Genomic DNA, 22721 nt, shown 5'->3' with positions numbered 1-22721 from the left:
AGAGCATAGAACAAAGAGAGAAGACTGATGTGTGCTAAACAGAGACATAATTACAAGAATTTAAAAATTTGGAAACTCGGTTTAGAGATCACCAATGATATTTCTGACTTATTATTAAATTTTCCGAAGCACGAAAGATTCGATTTAAGTTCTCAGATTAGTAGATGCTCGGTTTCAATGCCAAGTAATATTGCTGAAGGTTCTGCTAGAACAGATAAATCCTTTAGTCATTTTTTAGACATCTCTTTAGGTTCTTCTTTCGAATTAGGAACGCAACTTTTAGTAGCAAAACATAGAAATTATATAAACGAAAACAATTTAAAAATACTTGAAGAAAAAATAGAAGAATTCCAAAGAATGACAATGGGGTTTCAAAATAGTCTCAGTTAAAGTCTATTCTCTTTTATCTATTTTCTCTTTTCTTAAAACAAAAAAAATGGCAGATACAGAAAAAGACATCCTACGTGGAGGTCAGTTCTTAGTAAAAGAAACAAATTGTGACGATGTGTTTACTCCTGAAGATTTTTCAGAAGAACAAACCATGATGAAGGAATCCGTAATGGAATTTAATGATCGTGAAATTATTCCTCATAAAGCACGTTTTGAAGCTAAAGATTATGCATTAACTGAAGACGTTATGCGTAAAGCTGGTGACATGGGATTTTTAAGTGTTGCTGTTCCTGAAGCTTATGGCGGAATGGGAATGGGTTTTGTTTCTACAGTATTAACTTGTGATTATATCTCTAGTGGAACAGGTTCTTTTAGTACTGCTTTTGGTGCACACACAGGAATTGGTACTATGCCAATTACCTTATATGGTACTGAAGAACAAAAACAGAAATACGTACCAAAATTAGCCTCTGGAGAGTGGTTTGGAGCGTATTGTTTAACAGAACCTGGTGCAGGATCTGATGCCAATTCTGGTAAAACAACGGCTACACTTTCAGAAGACGGTAAGTCTTATAAAATTAACGGACAAAAAATGTGGATCTCAAATGCAGGTTTCTGTAGTTTGATGATTGTTTTTGCACGTATTGAAGGTGATAAAAACATTACAGGTTTCATCGTAGAATATAATGGTGAAAATCCAAATGGTATTGTTCTAGGTGAAGAAGAACACAAATTAGGTATTCGTGCCTCTTCTACCCGTCAAGTATTTTTTAATGATACTGTAGTACCTGTTGAAAATATGTTAGCAGGTCGTGGTGAAGGTTTCAAAATCGCCATGAACGCTCTTAATGTTGGTCGTATTAAACTGGCTGCGGCTTGTTTAGATTCTCAACGTCGTATTTTAACGACTGCTGTAAATTATGCTCAAGAACGTAAACAATTTAAAACACCTATTGCAGACTTTGGAGCTATTAAAGTAAAGTTAGCTGAAATGGCTGCTAGTGCTTATGCTGGTGAATCTGCAACCTATAGAGCTGCTAAAAATATTGAAGACAGAATTGCTATGCGCGAAGCTGCAGGTAATTCGCATCAAGAAGCAGAACTAAAAGGTGTTGAAGAATATGCTATTGAGTGTTCTATCTTAAAAGTGGCTGTATCAGAAGATGTACAAAATGCTGCAGATGAAGGTATCCAAATTTTTGGTGGTATGGGATTCTCTGAAGAAACTCCAATGGAGTCGGCTTGGAGAGATGCTCGTATTGCTCGTATTTACGAAGGCACTAACGAAATCAACAGAATGTTAGCTGTTGGTATGTTAGTAAAAAAGGCGATGAAAGGTCATGTTGATTTATTAGGACCGGCTTCTAAAGTACAAGAAGAATTAATGGGTATTCCTTCTTTTGAAACTCCTGATTATTCTGAATTATTTTCAGAAGAAAAGCAAATGATTGCAAAACTTAAGAAAACATTCTTAATGGTTGCTGGTGGAGCAGTTCAAAAATTTGGACCTCAACTAGAAGAACACCAACAATTGTTAATTGCTGCTGCAGATATCTTAATTGAAATCTATATGGCAGAATCTGCAATTTTAAGAACAGAGAAAAATGTGAAGCGTACTAGCGAAGCAGAACAATCTGCACAAATCGCAATGGCGAAATTATATTTATATCACGCTGTAGATATCGTTGAAGAAAAAGGGAAAGAAAGTATTATTTCTTTTGCTGAAGGAGACGAACAACGTATGTTATTAATGGGACTTAAGCGTTTTACAAAATATGCAAACTATCCAGATATCGTAGATTTACGTATTGAGATCGCAGAAAAAGTAAAAGCAGAGAATAAGTACTGCTTTTAAAAATTTAGGTTAAGTTGAATGGTTAAAAGCCAACACTTCCGATTCATGATTTTCGGTTGTGTTGGCTTTTTTAATTTAGTTACTCTTTCTAATTTCTTCTAATCCTTCAAAAATTGAAGCTGCTATTTGCTTTTGACGATCCACATTCATCAAAACCTTATGATCCTCTTCATTCGTAATAAATCCGAGTTCTAATAATACACCAGGACTATTGATATGTCTAAAAATATACATAGGCACTGTTTTAAGTCCGCGATTGGTTGAAAATAATTCCATCTGGTTTTCTAATAAAATCTTGCCAAATGCATAAGATTTATCCTTAAACTCGTCTTTGTCGTTGTAGTAAGCCTCTACTCCATTTGTCAATGGATTTGAATGTGCATTGGCATGCAAACTTACAACTAGATCTGCATTTTGCGTATTAATAAATTCAACACGTTCTTGTAATGTAAAAAATGTATCCTCAGTTCTTGTGGTAATAATTCTGATATTATCACTACTCAAAAGAGATAACTGATGAGAAATATTTAAAACAATATTTTTCTCATCTAAATTACCAGAATCATGTCCTCCATGTCCAGCATCTATAACAACTACGAGCGGTTCTTTTAAATCTTTGTAAGAACTTAATACAAAGATGCCTGCAAGAAGTAAGCTGACAGATATAATGTTTAAAGTTCGTTTGAATACTGATGATTTTGATTGATGTAACATAATAATTCGATTTTTGATTTGAATGAAATTAAATCCGCTAGTTAGAGGAACGCGGTATTCCTTTTGTCCTAAGTTTATTATAGTATTTGAGTAATTTTCGATATCAATGCCTGATAAGACGGACTTTTCATCTGCTCTAAATTCATGATTCTGCAAAGTGGCTTTCTTATACAACCAGATAAATGGATTAAACCAAAAGATGCAACTGAGCAATTCTAAAAGGATAATATCTACAGAATGTAATTCTTCACTATGTACGGTTTCATGAGCAATAATGCTTTCGTAGTCCGCTCTAGAAAGCGTGTGTTGTTTAGGAATAAACATATAATTAAAAAAACTAGACACCATATCAGAGTCCGTACTCTTTATCACTTTAAGTTTTCCATCATATTCATATTCGTTTCTTGTCAATCCATAAATCTTAGATAAATTCTTTAAAAACCGAAACACTAAAAACAATGCTATAATAATGTAGACATAGAAAAAAGGGCTTTTTTGAGAGTGGTCGACTTGCTGAGCCTCACCAAAAGTTACGTCTTCTATAGGCTGAGTTTCCACTACCGAAGCAGTAAATTCCTCTAAAGGAATCTCAGTAATACTCGGCACAGCCTTAAATAGTTCAATTTCCATAAATGGTGCGACTAGACACAAAAGCAGAGAACCTATTAAGAAAAAGCGATTAAACTGAAATGTCTTTTGCTTTCTGAGTAACAAAACATAAACCGCATAAGAACAGCCTAAACTAATAATGGTATAAATAAAATAACTAATCATTGGCTTTCTTTTGATCCATTTTCTGCTTTAACAACGCTTGAAGCTCTTCTAACTCTTGCATCGATAAATCGGCATTTTTAGCAAAAAACGAAGCAAATTGTGCTTTAGAATCGTTAAAAAAATGCTGAATCATTCCATTAACTTGTTTCGTGAAATAATCGTTCTTTTTAAGAATTGGAAAATATTGTTTGTCTCTACCCAAACGCTCAAAACCTATATAATCCTTATCTGTCATACGTTTCAATAAAGTCGAAATCGTTGTATAAGCTGGTCTTGGTTCTGGAAATTTCTCGACAATGTCTTTCATAAATCCTTTTTCAAGCATCCATAAATACTTCATAATTTGAAGCTCAGATTTATTTAGTTGTTTTATATCCACAATTATAGTTTTAATACTACAAATGTAGTAATAAAATTTAATTATCCAAATTCAGTTTAAAAAAATATATCTTTAGTGCTATTATGAAATAGGATTAATTCACCTTAAATCAATCATTCTATGAAATATTTAATCATCTTCTTATTAACATTTACAACATCTCATGCACAGCTTACAAAACCATTAGAGCCTAAACTAGAAAACATCAAATGGATTGCTGGCACATGGCATGGTGAAGCTTTTGGTGGCATTACTGAAGAAATCTGGAGCGAACCATCAGGTGGTTCCATGATGGCAACGTTTAAATTAATTAACGACGGAAAAGTAGTCTTCTACGAAATAGAAGTCATAAGAGAAGTCGAAAATTCATTAATCCTTCAACTAAAACATTTCGGTCCAGATCTTAAAGGCTGGGAAACAAAGGACGAAACAGTAGACTTTCCTTTAAAAGAAATTACAGAAAATAAAGTTATTTTTGAGGGCATGACTTTCGAGAAAATTTCATCCAATGAAATGAATATCTATGTCGATATAAAAAATGAAGATGGCATTGCAGAAACCGTAAAATTCAACTACAAAAAATAACCCATGAAAAAAGCAACCTATCTCCTACTTCTTTTAGTTTTAGTTTTCAATTGTAAAAATGAAACATCTAAAAAAGCAGAAGAACCTTCTCTAAAAGAAACACCTCAAAAGATAGCATCAACTAAAATTGAAAAGCAATTACGTCAGGTTTACAAATCCAAAACCGCCATTACTATTGATGGCGTGGCTAACGATTCTGCTTGGGTAAAAAGCACTTGGTATCCAATAGACCAAGTTTGGTTAGGCGATTCACTAACTGAAGATGATTATTCTGGACGTTTTAAATTAAGCTGGACAGATGATGCGCTTTATGTTTTAGCCGAAATAAAAGACGATATTTTAATCGATAAAATAGAAGATCCTTTAGTGAGATGGTGGGATGACGATTGCTTAGAAATTTTTATAGATGAAGACAATAGTGGTGGCGAACACCAATACAATCACAATGCCTTTGCGTATCATATTGCGTTAGATGGCAATGTGGTTGATATGTCTACGGAAAAAACAGGTAAACTTTATAATTCGCATATAGAATCTAAAAACATAACCGAAGGCAACACAACTATTTGGGAAGTAAAAATGTCACTATACAACGATTCATACAATGATCATGGAGAAAATACACCTGTAAACTTAAGCGCCAATAAAAAAATAGGTTTTGCCATTGCCTACTGTGACAATGACAATAGTTTAGAACGTGAAAACTTTATTGGTTCGATTCCTGTTGAAGGTGAAGATAAAAATCGAGGTTGGATTGATGCCAATATTTTCGGAACTTTACAATTAATCGATTAACAACTTCAATACTATGAAAATCGCAATCAGCTCAGTATTTCTAATGGTTTCTATCGTCCTAGGTGCACAAACTGACCAAAACATTTATGACATCATTGATGCTGTTTCCGAAGAACGCTTAAAAAAAGATGTACAAACCTTAGTCGATTTTGGAACACGACACACCTTAAGCGACACCATTTCTAAAACCAGAGGCATTGGAGCGGCGCGTCGTTGGATAAAATCTGAATTCGAAACCATCTCTAAAGATTGTAACGATTGCTTAGAGGTCTTCTACCAAAAGGATTTAGTAAAAAAAGGAGAAAATCAACGTATCGTTAAAGATGTGATGGTCGTTAATGTGGTCGCCATTCAACGTGGCACAAAATATCCTAATCGTTTTATTATAATGAGTGGTGATATCGATTCTAGAGTCTCTGACCCTAATGATTTTACTTCAGATGCACCAGGTGCTAATGACAATGCCACAGGAATGGCAGGTGCTATTGAAGCTGCTAGAGTATTGTCTAAATATCAATTTGAAAGTAGTATTATTTATGTTGGACTTTCGGGTGAAGAACAAGGTTTGTTTGGAGGTCAAGGTTTAGCAAAATATGCAAAAGAGAATAATTGGGATATTATTGGGGTTTTAAATAATGACATGATTGGAAATATCTCTGGAGTGGATGGTGTGATTGATAATCGCACTTTCCGAATTTTCTCAGAACCAATTACAACGTCGGAAACAGATCCTGAAGCATTAGCAAAACAAGCGAGAGCAAGACGTTTTTATGGTGGTGAAGTTGATGGTATTTCACGTCAATTGGCTCGATTCATATACAAAACAACAAAAACCTACATGCCAGAGATGAACCCAATGCTAGTATATCGCTTAGATCGTTTTGGACGTGGAGGTCATCATAGACCTTTTAATGATGCGGGTTTTGCTGGTATCCGAATTATGGAAGCTCACGAAAATTATACTCAGCAGCATCAAGATATTCGTACAGAAAACGGGATTGCATATGGAGACACTTTTGAACATGTTAACTTTCCGTATTGCAAAAAACTAACCGCTGTCAACGCCATTACTATGGCAAGCCTTGCTTCTGCTCCACCGTCTCCAACCGAAGTTAGTATTGGTGGCATTGTGCAAGCCTCTGCTAAATTACAATGGAATAATGTCGAAGGTGCCAAAGGTTATAAAATCTATTGGAGAGATACCACATCGCCAACTTGGTACCACAGCCGTTATGTAGAAGGTGTTACCGAATTTACTTTAGAGGGTATCGTTATTGATAATTTCTTTTTTGGAGTCGCAGCGGTAAGTGCAGATGGCCATGAAAGTGTTGTTGTGTTTCCTAATAGTATCATGCGATAAACCATTCTAAAATGAAAAATTTTTTATTAGCATTTTCTGCTATACTTTTAATTTCAACTTGTCACAGTCAAGGATTACTTCAAGGTAAAGAAAAATTCACACATCAAGATACCTTAAGAGGAAGCATCACTCCTGAGCGTGCATGGTGGGATTTAACTTATTACTTTTTAGATGTAAAAGTTCTAGCTAAAAAAAAATATATTTCAGGTTCAAACACCATTCAATATCGCGTTTTAAAACCTTTTCAAGTTATGCAAATAGACTTACAAGAGCCTATGCGTATAACCTCAGTTTACCAAGATAATAAAAAACTAAAAGTAACTCGAGATGGAAGTGCACATTTTATAACGTTAATCAAACCGCAAACTACAGGAACAATTAATACGCTTTACGTATCTTATGATGGGAAACCAAAAGAGGCGATTAACGCCCCTTGGGATGGAGGATTTTCTTGGAAGAAAGACCAAAATGGCAAGGATTTTATTGCTACCTCTTGTCAAGGTTTAGGAGCAAGTGTGTGGTGGCCCAACAAAGACCACATGTACGATGAAGTGGATAGTATGCATATTAGGATTACCGCGCCTAAAGATCTCATTCCTGTTTCCAATGGTCGGTTAGTACATATTCAAGATCACCCTAAAGCGAACATATATACCTGGTTTGTAAATAACCCAATTAACAATTATGGCGTTAATGTAAATATTGGCGACTATACCAATTTCTCTGAAGTCTTTAAAGGTGAGAAAGGCGATTTAGATATGAATTATTATGTTCTAAAAGAGAACTTAGAAATCGCCAAAGATCATTTTAAAGATGCTCCAAAAATGATGAAAGCCTTTGAGCATTGGTTTGGTCCGTATCCATTTTATGAAGATAGTTTTAAATTGGTTGAAGTGCCTTATTTAGGCATGGAGCACCAAAGTTCTGTAACCTACGGAAACCAATACAAACAAGGCTATTTAGGTCGCGATTTATCTGGCACAGGTTGGGGTTTAAAGTTTGATTTCATTATTATCCACGAAGCTGGTCACGAATGGTTTGCTAACAATATCACTAACAAAGACATCGCTGATATGTGGATTCACGAAGGCTTCACCTCCTACTCTGAAAATTTATTTTTAGATTACTATTACGGTAAAGACGCGTCTGCCGATTATGTGATTGGCACACGTGCTAATATTCAAAATGACAAACCTTTAATTGGTACTTACAATGTGAATAATGAAGGCTCTAGCGACATGTATTATAAAGGCGCCAATATGTTGCATACGCTTCGTCAACTCATTGAAGATGACGAAAAATGGAGACAAATGCTGAGAGGTTTAAATTCAGAATTTTATCATCAAACGGTAACAACGAAGCAGATTGAAGACTACTTAAGTGAGCACTCAGGTATTGATTTAACTGAATTTTTTAATCAATATTTAAGAACGATTAAAATTCCGACTTTGGAATATGAAATAAAAAAGGGAGAACTAAAATACCGTTGGACAGACATTGTTGAGGATTTTGATATGCCTATTCAAGTTGACATTGATGGCAAATCCGAATGGTTGTTCCCAAAAGCAAAATGGCAGACTAAAAACATCAAATCGGATAGTTTTAACATTGATCGTGATTTTTACGTTAACTCAAACAAAATATAAAAAGACCTGTCAGGTTTTAAAAACCTGACAGGTCTGAAAACAAAAGATTCCCGCTTTCTCGGGAAGTAAGCATGGAGTTACAAGAATTATATTTTAAAACAGATACGGAATGGCGCGAATGGTTACTAGACTGTCACGATTCTGTAAAAGGTGTTCATTTAATATTCTACAAAGTCGATCATAAAAAGGACTCTATGCGTTGGGAAGAAGCCGTAAAAGTGGCCCTTTGTTTTGGCTGGATAGATTCCACAGTAAAAAGTTTAGGAGACGGAAAACGCCGACAATATTTTTGTCCAAGAAAACCCAAAAGTGTCTGGAGTGCAGTAAACAAAAATCATATAGCGCAATTACATAAAGCGAACTTAATCCACCAAAGTGGACATCAGTCTATTCAAATTGCAAAGGAAAATGGCAGTTGGACAGCATTAGATGATGTAGAAAATGGAATTATTCCTAGTAATCTTCAACAAGCCTTTGATACTAACGAAAAGGCTTTTGAGAACTACCTCAACTTTGCACCGAGTTATAGAAAACATTATTTGTATTGGTTAAACCAAGCTAAACGCGAAGCGACAAAACAAAAAAGAATCGCAGAGATTATTAAACTCTGCGATGCTAATATTAAAAGTCGTGATATTTGGTAAGTTATAGCTTATACATAATTAAGCTCAAAAATAAACTATTACACCCCTAGGTCTCCTCAAGGGGACAGTAGCTCTAATATTATCTAGAGCTAATATTATCTGAAGGATTGTCCCCTCGAGGGGACCTTAGGGGTGTTTTAAGATTTTATAACCTACAACCCACTAATATAACTTCCATAAGGATCTTTAAACTGCATACCTTCGGAATAACTATACTTGCTCAATTTCTTAAATTGCGTTAATCCCCAAAGAATAAATTCCTTTTCAAAATAGACATCTTTTGGATCAATTTCTGGTTGATAATCCGCAATTAGAGCATCTAACGGAGTGACCTCATCTAATTTTGCTTTATAAGCTTTATCGTCATATTCGTTTAACAATTCGAAACCATCACCATTGAAAAACCATGAAATTAAGTCATCATAAGGAGTTTCATCACCTTGCTTTTCTAACTTTTCAACTTTAGGGAAATATTTAGGAAATAAGGTTTTTACTGCAGATTCCATTAAAGCATTAGCCACAAAATCAGCACCTTCTTGTTCACCTTCGTAAACCAACTCTACCTTCCCTGTAATTGCAGGAATGACTCCTGTAAAATCTGATAAACGTACAGCAGTTGTATCATCTCCAGAAATTAAAGCTCTGCGCTCTGCGGTGCTTAATAAATTCTCAAAAGCCGTAATACTCATACGCGCACTGACTCCACTTTTAACATCTACATATTCACTATCTCTAGCTTCAAAACTAATTTGCTCTAATAAATCTTTCGCTAATTCAGGGACATAAACAGATTCCGATTGTCTTGAATCTAGCTTAGCCTCTTGTGCTGTAATGGTTCTTGCTGTTTCTACAGATTCTGGATAATGCGTTAAAATCTGAGAACCAATTCTATCTTTTAAAGGAGTCACAATGCTTCCTCTATTGGTATAATCTTCAGGGTTTGCCGTAAACACAAACTGCATGTCTAAAGGCAAACGTAATTTAAATCCTCTGATTTGAATATCTCCTTCTTGCAAAATATTAAATAAAGCCACTTGAATTCGTGCTTGTAAATCTGGCAATTCGTTTATAACAAAAATGCAACGGTTCGCTCTTGGAATCATACCGTAGTGAATGACCCGATCATCAGCGTAACTCAATTTTAAATTGGCTGCTTTTATCGGATCGACATCACCAATAATATCGGCAACGGTTACATCTGGTGTGGCTAATTTTTCAGCAAAACGATCATTTCTATGTAACCAAGTTATTGGAGTATCATCTCTTTTTTTAGCAATCAATTCTACCGCAAATCTAGAAATCGGAGCTAAGGGATCATCATTAATTTCAGAACCTGCTACGACTGGAATGTATTCATCTAACAGATTCACCATCATTCTTGCTAAACGCGTTTTTGCTTGTCCTCTTAATCCTAATAAATTAATATTATGTCTAGAAAGAATAGAACGTTCTAATTCTGGAATCACGGTATTTTCATAACCATGAATGCCTTCAAACGTATTGACTTTATTCTTTATATTTTCAATAAGATTATCCCTCAATTCATCTTTAATCGACTTTGATTGATATCCTGCTTTTTTTAATTCTCCGAGTGTGCTTATGTTTTCTGTTTTCATTTTATAGCTTTTGGCCATTGGCTTTTCGCTGTTAGTAACTTCAAATACATAGAAGCTAAAGGCTAACACCTAAAGGCAAACAGCTAATTATTTATCCTTTAATTCTCTTCTTCCTATTGTTTTCGTAATCTTCAAAAATCATTTCTCCCAGACCTTTCAAACCTGTGTAGAATGCTTTTCCTCTATTGGCTTGCGTAAATTCTCTAATAAATTGCATCAAATATGGATCCTCAGCAATCATAAAAGTTGTTATCGGAATATGTAAACGCCTTGCTTGTTGTGCCATTGCATAACATTTGTTAGTGATAAACGGATCTAAGCCGTTACTGTTTTTATAATACTGGCCGTCTGGCATACGCAAACAACTGGGTTTACCATCGGTTATCATAAAAATCTGCTTGTTGGTATTACGTTTTCTACGCAACATATCCATCGCTAATTGCAAACCTGCAACAGTATTAGTGTGATATGGACCTACTTTTAAATAGGGTAATTCTTTGATTTTAATTGGCCAAGCATCATTTCCAAAGACTAATATTTCTAAAGTATCTTTTGGATAACGCGTGGTAATTAATTCCGCCAAAGCCATGGCTACTTTCTTCGCTGGAGTAATACGATCTTCACCATAAAGAATCATACTGTGACTAATATCTATCATCAGTACCGTACTCATTTGGCTCTTATGAAGGGTTTCTTCAACGACCAAATCATCTTCGGTTAGACTAAAATCTCCAATACCATTATTGATTTGAGCGTTTTTTAAACTCTCTGTCATAGAAACTTTATCTAAACCATCTCCAAATTGATAGGCTCTTAAATCCCCCGTATGTTCATCGCCTAGACCAACACCTTTACTTTTATGATTACCCGAACCACTGCGTTTAATCTTTCCGAAAATTTGATCTAAAGCTTGCTGGCGGATAGCGCGTTCTGTTTTCGCAGTAATGGTCATGCCGCCCTCACCTGTTCCGTTAGGATCTAGTTCTTCTCGTATGTAACCTTTACTCTTTAAGTCTTCAATAAAATCATCAATGGTATACTCTGGGGTCGTTAACTTATACTCTTTATCAAGACTACGTAACCATTCAATAGCTTCATCAAAATCTCCTGAGGTATGTGTAATAAGCTCCTTAAAAATTTCGAAGAGTTTTTCGAAAGGAGACTGATGCGGAGCTTCGTAGGTTTTAAAGACGAAACCCGATTTATTTGTTTTTTCTTTCATGTGTTTCTCTTTATTAATTTTTAACTGACACATGCAGTTCGCTACTATTCTCAGCCTTTCTGTGATGAAATTTTGAGAATGCGCGTTTCATAGCTATGTAAAAATAATGTTTTTCCAACTCCTTTACGAAAGCATTAACTCCACTTTTAGAAAATGGATTCCACTTTTTGCTTTTTAATTACTCAAAAACAACTAAGGTTTAATTAGAGGAATAGAGAGACTATTCAAACACGGCATAGCTTAACTAGACACATTTAATGAGTTGAAATATTCAAAATTATTACAAATAAAAGCAGCATAGAACACATCAACTTATGTAGATGTGTTAAAACAGAAGGATTGAGAAGATTAAATATTTCAAAATTAACAATACGCTTAGAAACGTATCATAGCATTAATAACCTTATTCAATACGTTTTAAACCTTCTAAATCTAAAATTTTTATCTGTTTACCAGTCGTAGAAATGTAACCTTCTTTTTTAAATTGAGATAAAATTCTAATGGCGGATTCCGTTGCAGTTCCTACAAGATTAGCGTAATCTTCTCTAGATAACGTTACACCTAAATACCCCTTTTCATCGTTATCGAAAGTGGTGTTTAAATAAACTAATACATCAGCTAAACGTTGTTTTACCGATTTCTGAGCCATATCTACAATGACATTATCTGCAATTCTAAGTTCCTTCGCCATATCTTGAAGCATATCTAAAGAAAAATTTGCATTTTTTGATAAATCATTTAGAATCTCACTTTTAGGAATAAAACAAATTTCCATCTCATTTACGGCAATAGCGGTAAGGTTAGATTTTTCGTCTGTAACTAACGAACGTTGGCCTAATAAATCGCCTCTCACGACAAGTTTCACAATTTGATCTTTACCGTTAGCGCTCAACTTAATTAGCTTACACACTCCTTCCTTAATACAGTAAACACCGTTTATACTTTCACCTTCTCTAAATAAAGTTTCACCTTTTTTTATAAATTTAGAAGTCTTACAACCAGAGATACGAATTAAATCATCTTTCTCTAAAGATTTCAAAGCATTAAATTGTTTTACGATACATTGTTCGCATTTTATCATCCCTATAACTATTAAAGTCAAAGTTAATGAAAACATGATAAATATCATAGTTTATATTCACTTGTTTAATGACTTTTGTATCAGGTATAATTGAGCAAATTAAAAATGGAAAACGCAACATGTTTTCACTGTGGTGATAGCTGTGGTAATCATGTTATTTCTTTTCAAGAAAAGTCTTTTTGTTGTAACGGTTGTAAAACTGTTTTCGAGATTTTTAATGAGAACGATTTAACCTGTTATTACGATTTACAAAATTCCCCTGGAGCTACTCCAAAGGAAATAGAAGGTAAATATGATTTTCTTTCTCAAGAAAACATTATTGAAAAACTCACGGAGTTTAGAGATGGTGCTTTAGAGATTGCCACGCTTTACGTTCCTCATATTCACTGTAGTTCTTGTATTTGGATTCTAGAAAATCTAAACAAGCTTAATCCAGGTATTTCTGATTCTCAAGTTAATTTTGGTAAGAAAACCGTCAGAGTTACCTATAATTCTGACACTACCAATTTAAAATCTGTGGTATTATTATTAAGTTCCATTGGTTACGAACCTTATATCAGTTTAGAAGATTTTAACTCTGGTAAAAAGGATATTAACCGAAGTTTAATCTATAAACTTGGAGTGGCAGCTTTTGGATTTGGTAATATTATGTTTTTGTCTTTTCCAGAGTATTTTGAAGTCAACGAGTTTTGGTTAGAGCAATACAAACCGCTCTTTAGATGGCTTATGTTTGCCATGTCTTTACCCATTGTTTTTTATTCTGCTCAAGATTATTTCATTTCGGCATATAAAGGCTTAAAGGCTAAGATTTTAAATATTGATGTTCCAATCGCACTTGGAGTTTCTGTGCTTTTCATTAGGAGTACTATTGAAATTATGTTCGATTTAGGGTCTGGCTTTTTTGATAGTTTGGCTGGTTTAATATTCTTTCTATTAACCGGAAAATTCTTCCAGCAAAAAACATACAATTTCTTATCCTTTGAGCGCGACTATAAATCATACTTTCCGATTGCCATCACTAAAATTGATAAATCAGGTAACGAGAATTCCATTCAGGTTTACGATATTGAAAAAGGTGACCGTATTTTAATTCGGAATGAAGAGTTAATTCCTGTTGATGGTATTCTTATTAACGGAAAAGCAAAAATAGATTACAGTTTTGTTACTGGTGAATCACAAACCGTCTCCAAACAATCTGGAGATAAATTATTTGCAGGTGGTAAACAAACCAATGGAGTTATTGAAATGGAAGCGCTAAAGTCTGTTGAGCAAAGTTATCTCACACAATTATGGAGTAACGATGTTTTTAATAAAAACAAAGAAGACGGTTTTACAAATATCACCAACACCATCAGTAAACATTTTACAATAGCGATATTAACTGTTGCTTTTATTGCCACTACATTTTGGCTATTTGTAGATCCTAGTAAAGCTATGAATGTCTTTACAGCAGTATTAATAATTGCCTGTCCTTGTGCCATTGCCCTTTCGGCACCTTTTACTTTTGGGAATTTATTAAGGATCTTTGGTAAACAAAAATTCTATGTTAAAAATGCCACTGTAATTGAACAATTAGCCCAAATAAACATGGTGATTTTTGATAAAACAGGAACCATTACGTCTAATAAAGATAGTAATGCAGAATATGATGGTGATTTGCTTTCAGATTCTGAAAATGTAGTTCTTAAAAATTCACTCAGAGGATCCAACCATCCCTTAAGTAGAACATTATATACTATTTTAGAAGAACATAATATCATTACACTTGATACTTTTGAAGAACACATTGGTAAGGGAATTGAAGCAAAGCACAATGCTGTAAACATGAAAATTGGTTCTGCTAGTTTTGTCGGAAATCCTAATCAAAGTACAATTTTAAATACTACCGTTCACGTGAGTAGCAATAATGTTTACAAGGGGAAATTCACCTTTTACAACAGCTATCGAAAAGGGGTTTCAAAATTATTTAATCAGCTAAAGCGACATTTTGATTTGGTTATTCTCTCTGGGGATAATGAAGGTGAGCTTGAAAATTTAAAAAAATTATTACCGGCTAAAACCAAATTAATTTTCAATCAAAAACCAGAAGATAAATTAGAGTTTATTAAATATCATCAGTCAGAAGGCGCCAAAGTCTTAATGATTGGTGATGGTCTAAATGATGCTGGTGCATTGGCACAAAGTAATGTCGGTATAGCTATCTCTGAAGATGTAAACGTCTTCTCACCTGCTTGTGATGCCATATTAGATGCTTCAAAATTTAAGCAATTGTATAACTATATTTCAGCATCTAAATCAGCCATAAAAATTATTAAGTGGAGCTTTGTATTATCATTTTTTTACAATGTTATTGGACTATACTTTGCTACAACCGGACAATTAGAACCCGTAGTTGCAGCAATATTAATGCCTCTAAGCTCTATTAGTATTGTTATATTTACAACAATTGCTACAAATCTTTTAGGAAAGCGGTTAGAATGATTAAAAATAAGGAAACATGATTTTTATCATATTTTCAAACCGGCCTCAATATTACTTTTGAGCCATAACTTCAGTAGGTATGAGTGTTATTTATATTTTATTATCAGTTAGCGTTGTTATTGGCGTGATTTTCTTTGTCTTTTTTATAATGGCAGTAAAGTCCGGGCAATACGATGATGACTATACTCCATCTGTTCGTATGCTTTTTGAAGACGAACTCGTAAAAGAAGAACCAAAACCAACTATAAAAACGACTAAGAACAATTAATTATTATGGATGTACAACAATTTTATTACGATAACAAAATCGTTAAAAATTTCCTTTATGCCACTATATTTTGGGGTGTAATAGGCATGTTGGTAGGATTATTACTAGCATTTATGTTCGTTTTCCCAAACTTAACCGATGGTGTGTCATGGCTTAGTTTTGGTAGATTAAGACCATTACATACCAATGCTGTTATTTTTGCCTTTGTAGGTAATGCCATATTTGCTGGTGTTTACTATTCCTCGCAACGATTACTAAAAGCCAGAATGTTTAACGACACCTTAAGTAAAATTAATTTTTGGGGTTGGCAAGCTATTATTGTCGCTGCCGCAATTACATTACCTTTAGGTTACACATCTTCTAAAGAATATGCCGAACTAGAATGGCCTATTGATATTGCTATTGCAGTGGTATGGGTTGTTTTTGGTTGGAACTTAATCGGTACCATTTTAAAACGTCGTCAACGCCATATGTATGTTGCTATATGGTTTTATTTAGCAACATTTGTTACGGTTGCCGTACTTCATATATTTAATAGTTTATCACTTCCTGTAAGCTTAACAGGTATGAAGAGTTATTCTGTTTACGCTGGTGTGCAAGATGCCTTAGTACAATGGTGGTATGGACATAATGCTGTGGCATTTTTCTTAACTACGCCGTTTTTAGGATTGATGTATTACTTTGTACCAAAAGCAGCCAACAGACCTGTATATTCTTATAGACTATCTATCATTCACTTTTGGTCTTTAATATTTATTTATATCTGGGCAGGACCTCACCATTTATTATACACAGCCTTACCAGAATGGGCTCAAAACTTAGGTGTTGCTTTTTCAGTAATGTTATTAATGCCTTCTTGGGGTGGTATGATCAACGGACTTTTAACCTTGCGTGGTGCATGGGATAAAGTACGAACAGATCCTGTTTTAAAATTCATGGTAGTAGCACTTACAGGTTATGGTATGGCTACTTTTGAAGGCCCTCTTTTATCACTTAAAAACGTTAATGCCATTGGTCACTTTACCGATTGGATTATTGCACACGTGCACGTTGGTGCCTTAGCATGGAATGGTTTCTTAGCCTTTGGTATGATCTATTGGTTAATTCCGAGATTAGTAAAAACTAAATTATACTCAACCAAATTAGCAAATGCTCACTTTTGGATAGGAACTTTAGGTATTATATTCTATACGTTACCCTTATATGTTGCAGGATTCACTCAAGCAAGTATGTGGAAGCAGTTTAATCCAGACGGTACCTTAAAGTATGGTAACTTTTTAGAGACAGTTACTGAAATTATGCCAATGTATTGGATGCGTGCTATTGGAGGAACGCTATACATTACAGGTATGTTAATACTTATATATAACGTTTATGTTACGATAAGACAAGGTAGCGCAGTAGAAGACGAATTAGCAGAAGCACCAGCTTTACAGCGTGTCTCAAAACACAGAACTGCAGGAGAAGGATGGCATTCTGTATTAGAACGTAAACCAATAAAATTAACCATCTTCGCTACCATAGCGATATTAATTGGAGGTATTGTTCAGATTGTACCAACAATTATGGTAAAATCTAATATCCCAACATTATCTAGCGTAAAACCTTATACGCCTTTAGAATTAGAAGGTAGAGATATTTACATTAGAGAAGGTTGTGTGGGCTGTCACTCACAAATGATTCGTCCGTTTAGAAGTGAAGTAGAACGTTATGGTGAATATTCTAAAGCCGGGGAATTTGTATACGATCACCCTTTCCTTTGGGGAAGTAAGCGAACCGGACCAGATTTAGCCAGAGAAGGTGTTGGAGGAAAAATGACAGGTGGACGACCAGATTCATGGCACTTTAAGCACATGTTTGATCCTCAAGGTGTTTCAAGTGGATCGATTATGCCAGCATACCAATGGTTAATTAGAGATGAATTAGATAAATCTCAAACTGAAGCCAAAATGAAAACCATGGTAGCACTTGGAGTTCCATATACCGATGAAGACATTGCCAATGCTCAACAACATATGTTAGAGCAGGGATCTGAAATTGAACAAAATTTATATGAAGATTCTGATTTATCGACATCATTTGCAGCCGGTAAAAAAGAAGCTGAAGACACTGGTAAAAAGTTCATTGAAGTTAAGAATCGTGAAATCACAGCGTTAATTGCCTACCTACAGCGCTTAGGAACTGATATAAAAGTAAAAGATTTAGAAACCACTCAAGAATAAAGCTATGCTAAAATTTGTAAAAAACCATATGGATAGTATTTCTGGAATAGAAATCTACCCAATTATATCCTTAATCATCTTTTTTAGCTTTTTTGTCATCCTATTTTGGTGGGTTTTCACAGCAAAAAAAGAATACATTAATCGCGTCAGTAATTTACCATTAGAATTAGATAACCAAAACGAAACAGAACTATGAGAAACAGTATTCCATCCTGGTTAAGAATACCGGTTGTATTTTTTATCATTGTCTTACTAATAGAATATTTTGTAGAATCTGGTGACCAACCAGCATTTATGGAACAGCCAGCAATACTATTATTTCTATTATTAATCCTCTTAGTATTAATAGGTATTGAAGCTATTGCAAGTTCTTTAACTAATATCCTTTATCAAAGTTTAGACGACGCAGGTAAGGCACGTTATGATGCTAACAAACAAAAAGAATCTAAACTAGTTGTTTGGATCAATGAAAAATACATCAAATTACTAGGATCAAAACCTATTCAGGAAGAGCATGAAATTATTCTAGACCATAACTATGATGGTATTAAAGAATTAGATAATGACTTACCGCCATGGTGGTTGTATGGGTTTTATGCCTCAATAATCTTTGCAGTTATCTATTTGTTTAAATATGAAGTATTTGATGGAGATAGTCAGATTGATGAACTCGCAACAGAATATGCTGAAGCAAAAATAGCTATCGAAGAATACAAGAGAACTGCTAAAGATCTTGTAGATTTTAATACGGTTGAATTGTTAACAGAAGCTTCAGACTTAAGTAGTGGTCAGAAAATTTTTGAAGTGAATTGTATCGCCTGTCATCAAGCTGATGGTGGTGGTGGAATTGGCCCTAACCTAGCAGATGAGCATTGGATTTTGGGTGGTGGTATTAAAAACGTATTTAAAACGGTATCCGAAGGTGGTAGAGATGGAAAAGGTATGATTGCCTGGAAACAGAGTTTAAAACCTGCTGAAATAGCACAAGTTGCGAGCTATGTTTTACAATTTCAAGGCACTACACCTGCACAACCTAAACCTGCCGAAGGCGATGTTTGGAAAGAAGAAACAATAGATTAATAAAATCAAATAAAAATTGGAACCATCAGAACACGAATCGTTTAGAGATACGATAGGTACAGTAACCGAAGATGGTAAACGTGCTTGGGTATATCCTAAAAAACCAAGTGGTAAGCTTTACAAATATCGCAAATTTGTAAGTTATGGTTTACTCATATTCTTACTTGCTGCACCATTTATAAAAATAAACGGGAACCAGTTTTTATTATTCAACATTTTAGAGCGTCGCTTTAATGTTTTTGGCTTACCATTTTGGCCTCAAGATTTTTATTTAGTGGTAATATCAATGCTTATTGGTATTGTATTTATCGCTTTATTTACGGTCAGTTTTGGGCGTGTGTTTTGTGGTTGGATTTGTCCACAAACCATTTTCATGGAAATGGTTTTTAGACGGATAGAATACTGGATTGAAGGAGATAGAAACAAACAACGAAAATTAGATAAGCAAGACTGGAATGCTGAAAAAATAAGAAAGAAAGGATTTAAGTGGTTTATCTTTTTAATCATTTCGTTTTTAATTGCAAATGTGTTTTTGGCCTATTTAATTGGAAGTGATAAATTAATAAAATACATCACTGGCAATCCGTTAGATCATTTAGGAACACTTTTTCCTCTAATCATTTTTACAGCAGTCTTCTACTTTGTGTTTGCATGGTTTAGAGAGCAAGTCTGTATTATTGCTTGTCCTTATGGTAGATTGCAAAGTGTATTATTAGATGATAAATCTATAGTTGTTGCTTACGATCACAAACGTGGAGAAGCGGAAAACGGCAGAAAGAAATTCAGAAAAAACGAAGATCGAGAGGCTTTAGGACACGGAGATTGTATTGATTGTTTGCAATGTGTTAATGTCTGTCCAACAGGTATCGATATTAGAAACGGAACACAATTAGAATGTGTAAACTGTACGGCTTGTATTGATGAATGCGATCATATTATGGAAAGCATCAATCTCCCAAAAGGACTGATTAGATTTGCTAGTGAAGATGAAATTGAAAGAAAAGAAAAGTTCAAAATAACGCCTAGAATGAAAGGCTATATAGCCGTTTTAACCATTTTAACCGGAATTTTTATTGGCTTACTATTTCTTAGAAATGATGTTGAAGCGACTATACTTAGGCTTCCTGGTCAACTTTATGAGACCAAAGAAAATAACATGATTAGTAATGTATTTACATACAAATTAGTCAATAAAACCACAAAAGACATCAATAACATTAGTTTTAAACTTAGAAAATTTAAAGGCACTGTTAAGATGGTTTCAACAACTGAAAATTTTAAAATTCCTGCTCAAGAATTAGAACAAGGTACTTTATTTATTGAAATTAATAAAAGTGAATTGTCCGACGATAGAATTAAATTAATTATTGAGGTTTATAGTAAGGATGAATTAATTGAGACCACAACAGTTAACTTTTTAGGACCTCGGAGTTATAATTAAAAAAAGAGCTAGAAGTGAGACGTTGGAAGCACGACATTATTTAGGTGTTCCATGAGAGTAATTAGTTATGAGTAGTGTCCCCTTAAAGGAATTTTAGGGATGTTTTTAAAACTTTGCTTGTCTAAAAAAGCGGAAGATTCGTCTTGACAGAAGTGTAATAAAAACCTAGCAGTTCTCAATCGATTAATCCTGCAAGGTTTCTAAAACCTTGTAGGCATAAAAAAATAAAGATTCTTGCTATAGCAGGAAGTGTATTAACTAAAAAGAGATTCCTGCTTTGGCAGGAAGTTGGATTATGAAAATAAATTGGGGAACAGGAATTGTAATCGCGTTTGTAGCTTTCATTAGCTTTATCATGTACTTTATTATTACTATGAGTACAGATGATAAGTATGATTTTGATTTAGTAACAGAAGATTATTATGGTCAAGAACTAGAGTTTCAAGAGGATTTAAATAAAGAAGAACATTCTAAAACCTTAAAAACGAATATTACTTGGAAAAAGAGTGACGAAGGCGTTATCCTTATATTTCCTGAAGACTTAGATATAAATACGATTAAAGGTAAAGTGTTCCTATACAGACCATCTGATAAACAATTTGATTTTGAAATTCCAATTTCTCTATCAAACCACAATTTGCTCATACCTGACAAACGTTTATTAGGTGGTCGTTGGAACATTACTGTAGATTGGAAATATAACACAAATTCTTATATCTATAAAACTGAAATCACATATTAAATGTTAGTCTCGGCGCTCATATTAGGCTTATTAGGGAGTTTACACTGCGTTGGTATGTGTGGACCAATTGCCTTTATGCTACCTGTAGATCGGTCTAATTCATTTAGAAAAATAAGCCAGATTGGCCTATACCATTTTGGTCGTCTAATGGCTTATAGCATTATCGGTTTGGTGTTTGGTCTTGTTGGAAAAAGCCTTTACATCTTTGGCATTCAACAACAGCTTTCAATAATTATAGGAATATTAATGATTGTTGTCATACTTCTTCCTCAAAGAGCTTTTGGTAAATACAACCTTACAAAACCACTTTACAAACTCATATCTAAAGTAAAAACGTCTTTAGGGAAAGCTTTAAAAAAGAAAACTGCAGATACATTTTTAACTATCGGTTTTCTTAATGGTTTTTTACCCTGTGGCTTAGTTTATATGGCCGTTTTTGGTGCTGTAGCTACAGGCAGTTTATCAGAAGGTAGTTTGTATATGGTTTTATTTGGGCTTGGTACAATTCCCTTAATGACCACAGCTATCTATTTAGGAAAGTTTCTAAATTCAACTATCAAACAACGCATTCAAAAAGCAATTCCTGTTTTTGTGGTGGTTATTGGTTTATTATTTATTCTTCGTGGACTAGGCTTAGGCATTCCTTACCTCTCACCTGCTCCGGTTGTAGAAACAGCCGTTAGTGCTATAGAATGCCATTAAAACACAAATAAATTCTTACAACGTGGAATGATAATTGATATATTAGCTCTCTATAAATCAACATCATCAATCCATCAAAACCATGAAAAATCTATTCTTTTTATTCATTTTCAGTCTCTCAATCACAACATTAACCGCACAAGATGCTAGCGTAGAACAATCCACTTACGGCGTACAAACTGGTTTTCTTGGTATTTGGGGACACAATGAATCTAAACTCTCAAACTCCATAGCATTACGAAGTGAACTTGGATTAGACTCAGGCTTTTTCAGCAACAGCTTTGTCGGTAGCCGTGGCTTTATTCTGGTTCCTGCAATTACATTAGAACCACGTTGGTATTACAATCTTAACAAAAGAGTTTCTAAATCGCGACGCATAGATGGAAACAGTGGTAATTTTATTTCAATAAAAACCACCTACCATCCCGATATCGTAATAGGCTCTATCGCTGATAACATTAATTTTATTAGTGATATTTCAATCACACCAACTTGGGGAATTAGACGTAATATTGGTAAGCATTTCACTTATGAAACAGGCATCGGAATAGGATACATACATTATATTAAAGAAAAAAATGTCTATATAAACAATAAGAATGATTTCGCATTAAATCTACATTTAAGACTTGGCTATCGTTTTTAGATTCAAAAGACTTAAGTATTTCAATCCATTTTATATCATTAAATAAAAAAACGCCAAAGAAGAAATCAATGGCGTTTT

At 34.2% G+C, this 22721-nt stretch carries 21 protein-coding genes; 16 read left to right on the top strand and 5 right to left on the bottom strand.

Annotated elements, in window-relative coordinates:
* Positions 1-27 precede the first annotated feature (27 nt).
* Together DFQ09_RS08155 and DFQ09_RS08150 are read left to right on the top strand one after the other, a co-directional pair.
* Positions 28-390, top strand: a complete 363-nt coding sequence (locus DFQ09_RS08155; RefSeq protein ID WP_115809226.1) for a four helix bundle protein — start codon at positions 28-30, stop codon at positions 388-390.
* Positions 391-436: 46 nt separating this feature from the next.
* On the top strand, positions 437-2245 hold the full coding sequence (locus tag DFQ09_RS08150) for an acyl-CoA dehydrogenase family protein (RefSeq protein ID WP_115809224.1): 1809 nt from the start codon (positions 437-439) through the stop codon (positions 2243-2245).
* A 75-nt stretch (positions 2246-2320) separates the two neighbouring features.
* On the opposite strand, the gene DFQ09_RS08145 is transcribed toward DFQ09_RS08150, so the two are convergent.
* Both DFQ09_RS08145 and DFQ09_RS08140 read right to left on the bottom strand, forming a co-directional pair.
* Positions 2321-3733 carry an N-acetylmuramoyl-L-alanine amidase gene (locus DFQ09_RS08145; protein ID WP_115809222.1) on the bottom strand — a complete coding sequence of 471 codons (1413 nt, stop codon included), beginning with the start codon at positions 3731-3733 and terminating at the stop codon, positions 2321-2323.
* On the bottom strand, positions 3726-4112 hold the full coding sequence (locus DFQ09_RS08140) for a BlaI/MecI/CopY family transcriptional regulator (protein WP_020896819.1): 387 nt from the start codon (positions 4110-4112) through the stop codon (positions 3726-3728). Before DFQ09_RS08140 ends, DFQ09_RS08145 begins: the two co-directional genes overlap by 8 nt.
* Before the next feature lie 120 nt (positions 4113-4232).
* On the opposite strand from DFQ09_RS08140, the gene DFQ09_RS08135 reads away from it, so the two are divergent.
* The 5 genes from DFQ09_RS08135 (at position 4233) to DFQ09_RS08115 (ending at position 9142) form a co-directional block, all read left to right on the top strand.
* Positions 4233-4697: a DUF6265 family protein gene (locus tag DFQ09_RS08135; protein WP_115809220.1), complete on the top strand. Its 465-nt coding sequence runs from the start codon at positions 4233-4235 to the stop codon at positions 4695-4697.
* Between the two features lie 3 nt (positions 4698-4700).
* Positions 4701-5492 (top strand): sugar-binding protein, encoded by a 792-nt coding sequence (locus DFQ09_RS08130; RefSeq protein WP_115809218.1) that lies wholly within the window; start codon positions 4701-4703, stop codon positions 5490-5492.
* Between the two features lie 13 nt (positions 5493-5505).
* Positions 5506-6852: a M28 family peptidase gene (locus DFQ09_RS08125; protein WP_115809216.1), complete on the top strand. Its 1347-nt coding sequence runs from the start codon at positions 5506-5508 to the stop codon at positions 6850-6852.
* 11 nt (positions 6853-6863) lie between these two features.
* Entirely contained in the window at positions 6864-8498 is a 1635-nt protein-coding gene (locus DFQ09_RS08120) for a M1 family metallopeptidase (RefSeq protein ID WP_115809214.1), read from the top strand.
* Positions 8499-8569: 71 nt separating this feature from the next.
* Positions 8570-9142 (top strand): YdeI/OmpD-associated family protein, encoded by a 573-nt coding sequence (locus tag DFQ09_RS08115; protein ID WP_115809212.1) that lies wholly within the window; start codon positions 8570-8572, stop codon positions 9140-9142.
* Positions 9143-9294: 152 nt separating this feature from the next.
* On the opposite strand, the gene DFQ09_RS08110 is transcribed toward DFQ09_RS08115, so the two are convergent.
* The 3 genes from DFQ09_RS08110 to DFQ09_RS08100 form a co-directional block, all read right to left on the bottom strand.
* Complete coding sequence (locus DFQ09_RS08110; protein ID WP_115809732.1) at positions 9295-10758, bottom strand: MoxR family ATPase; 1464 nt, start codon at positions 10756-10758, stop codon at positions 9295-9297.
* Between the two features lie 91 nt (positions 10759-10849).
* A complete protein-coding gene (locus DFQ09_RS08105) occupies positions 10850-11980 on the bottom strand; it encodes a vWA domain-containing protein (protein ID WP_115809730.1) in 1131 nt (376 codons plus the stop codon).
* A gap of 403 nt (positions 11981-12383) precedes the next feature.
* Positions 12384-13061, bottom strand: coding sequence for a Crp/Fnr family transcriptional regulator (locus tag DFQ09_RS08100; RefSeq protein WP_115809210.1), 678 nt, complete (start codon positions 13059-13061; stop codon positions 12384-12386).
* Positions 13062-13166: 105 nt separating this feature from the next.
* Here DFQ09_RS08100 and DFQ09_RS08095 point away from each other — a divergent pair, with 105 nt between their 5' ends.
* From DFQ09_RS08095 to DFQ09_RS08055, 9 genes are all read left to right on the top strand, one after another.
* Positions 13167-15542: a heavy metal translocating P-type ATPase gene (locus DFQ09_RS08095; protein WP_115809208.1), complete on the top strand. Its 2376-nt coding sequence runs from the start codon at positions 13167-13169 to the stop codon at positions 15540-15542.
* A gap of 79 nt (positions 15543-15621) precedes the next feature.
* Complete coding sequence (ccoS, locus tag DFQ09_RS08090; protein WP_020896805.1) at positions 15622-15810, top strand: cbb3-type cytochrome oxidase assembly protein CcoS; 189 nt, start codon at positions 15622-15624, stop codon at positions 15808-15810.
* Between the two features lie 5 nt (positions 15811-15815).
* Positions 15816-18032 carry a cytochrome-c oxidase, cbb3-type subunit I gene (ccoN, locus tag DFQ09_RS08085; protein WP_115809206.1) on the top strand — a complete coding sequence of 739 codons (2217 nt, stop codon included), beginning with the start codon at positions 15816-15818 and terminating at the stop codon, positions 18030-18032.
* A gap of 4 nt (positions 18033-18036) precedes the next feature.
* Positions 18037-18228 (top strand): CcoQ/FixQ family Cbb3-type cytochrome c oxidase assembly chaperone, encoded by a 192-nt coding sequence (locus DFQ09_RS08080; protein WP_115809204.1) that lies wholly within the window; start codon positions 18037-18039, stop codon positions 18226-18228.
* Positions 18225-19112 (top strand): cbb3-type cytochrome c oxidase N-terminal domain-containing protein, encoded by an 888-nt coding sequence (locus DFQ09_RS08075; protein WP_115809202.1) that lies wholly within the window; start codon positions 18225-18227, stop codon positions 19110-19112. The genes DFQ09_RS08080 and DFQ09_RS08075 overlap by 4 nt, the downstream gene beginning before the upstream one ends.
* Positions 19113-19128: 16 nt before the next feature.
* Complete coding sequence (gene ccoG / locus DFQ09_RS08070; RefSeq protein WP_115809200.1) at positions 19129-20553, top strand: cytochrome c oxidase accessory protein CcoG; 1425 nt, start codon at positions 19129-19131, stop codon at positions 20551-20553.
* A 295-nt stretch (positions 20554-20848) separates the two neighbouring features.
* Positions 20849-21295, top strand: a complete 447-nt coding sequence (locus DFQ09_RS08065; protein ID WP_115809198.1) for a FixH family protein — start codon at positions 20849-20851, stop codon at positions 21293-21295.
* Positions 21296-21997, top strand: coding sequence for a sulfite exporter TauE/SafE family protein (locus tag DFQ09_RS08060; RefSeq protein ID WP_115809196.1), 702 nt, complete (start codon positions 21296-21298; stop codon positions 21995-21997).
* Positions 21998-22079: 82 nt separating this feature from the next.
* The gene (locus DFQ09_RS08055; RefSeq protein WP_115809194.1) at positions 22080-22643 is read left to right on the top strand and encodes a hypothetical protein; all 564 of its coding nucleotides are present in this window, start codon (positions 22080-22082) and stop codon (positions 22641-22643) included.
* Positions 22644-22721 lie beyond the last annotated feature (78 nt).

It is taken from the genome of Winogradskyella pacifica (assembly GCF_003386275.1).
Classification (GTDB): Bacteria; Bacteroidota; Bacteroidia; order Flavobacteriales; family Flavobacteriaceae; genus Winogradskyella; species Winogradskyella pacifica.
Note: the sequence above shows the minus strand (reverse complement) of the source record. Positions and strands in the feature narration are given on the sequence as shown.

Excerpts from the sequence above, each read along its gene's own strand:
- DFQ09_RS08155 (WP_115809226.1), top strand. The coding sequence starts at position 28 with ATGTGTGCTAAACAGAGACATAATTACAAGAATTTAAAAATTTGGAAA.
- DFQ09_RS08150 (WP_115809224.1), top strand. The coding sequence starts at position 437 with ATGGCAGATACAGAAAAAGACATCCTACGTGGAGGTCAGTTCTTAGTA.
- DFQ09_RS08145 (WP_115809222.1), bottom strand. The coding sequence starts at position 3,733 with ATGATTAGTTATTTTATTTATACCATTATTAGTTTAGGCTGTTCTTAT.
- DFQ09_RS08135 (WP_115809220.1), top strand. The coding sequence starts at position 4,233 with ATGAAATATTTAATCATCTTCTTATTAACATTTACAACATCTCATGCA.
- DFQ09_RS08130 (WP_115809218.1), top strand. The coding sequence starts at position 4,701 with ATGAAAAAAGCAACCTATCTCCTACTTCTTTTAGTTTTAGTTTTCAAT.
- DFQ09_RS08125 (WP_115809216.1), top strand. The coding sequence starts at position 5,506 with ATGAAAATCGCAATCAGCTCAGTATTTCTAATGGTTTCTATCGTCCTA.
- DFQ09_RS08120 (WP_115809214.1), top strand. The coding sequence starts at position 6,864 with ATGAAAAATTTTTTATTAGCATTTTCTGCTATACTTTTAATTTCAACT.
- DFQ09_RS08115 (WP_115809212.1), top strand. The coding sequence starts at position 8,570 with ATGGAGTTACAAGAATTATATTTTAAAACAGATACGGAATGGCGCGAA.
- DFQ09_RS08110 (WP_115809732.1), bottom strand. The coding sequence starts at position 10,758 with ATGAAAACAGAAAACATAAGCACACTCGGAGAATTAAAAAAAGCAGGA.
- DFQ09_RS08105 (WP_115809730.1), bottom strand. The coding sequence starts at position 11,980 with ATGAAAGAAAAAACAAATAAATCGGGTTTCGTCTTTAAAACCTACGAA.
- DFQ09_RS08100 (WP_115809210.1), bottom strand. The coding sequence starts at position 13,061 with ATGATAAAATGCGAACAATGTATCGTAAAACAATTTAATGCTTTGAAA.
- DFQ09_RS08095 (WP_115809208.1), top strand. The coding sequence starts at position 13,167 with ATGGAAAACGCAACATGTTTTCACTGTGGTGATAGCTGTGGTAATCAT.
- ccoS (WP_020896805.1), top strand. The coding sequence starts at position 15,622 with ATGAGTGTTATTTATATTTTATTATCAGTTAGCGTTGTTATTGGCGTG.
- ccoN (WP_115809206.1), top strand. The coding sequence starts at position 15,816 with ATGGATGTACAACAATTTTATTACGATAACAAAATCGTTAAAAATTTC.
- DFQ09_RS08080 (WP_115809204.1), top strand. The coding sequence starts at position 18,037 with ATGCTAAAATTTGTAAAAAACCATATGGATAGTATTTCTGGAATAGAA.
- DFQ09_RS08075 (WP_115809202.1), top strand. The coding sequence starts at position 18,225 with ATGAGAAACAGTATTCCATCCTGGTTAAGAATACCGGTTGTATTTTTT.
- DFQ09_RS08065 (WP_115809198.1), top strand. The coding sequence starts at position 20,849 with ATGAAAATAAATTGGGGAACAGGAATTGTAATCGCGTTTGTAGCTTTC.
- DFQ09_RS08060 (WP_115809196.1), top strand. The coding sequence starts at position 21,296 with ATGTTAGTCTCGGCGCTCATATTAGGCTTATTAGGGAGTTTACACTGC.
- DFQ09_RS08055 (WP_115809194.1), top strand. The coding sequence starts at position 22,080 with ATGAAAAATCTATTCTTTTTATTCATTTTCAGTCTCTCAATCACAACA.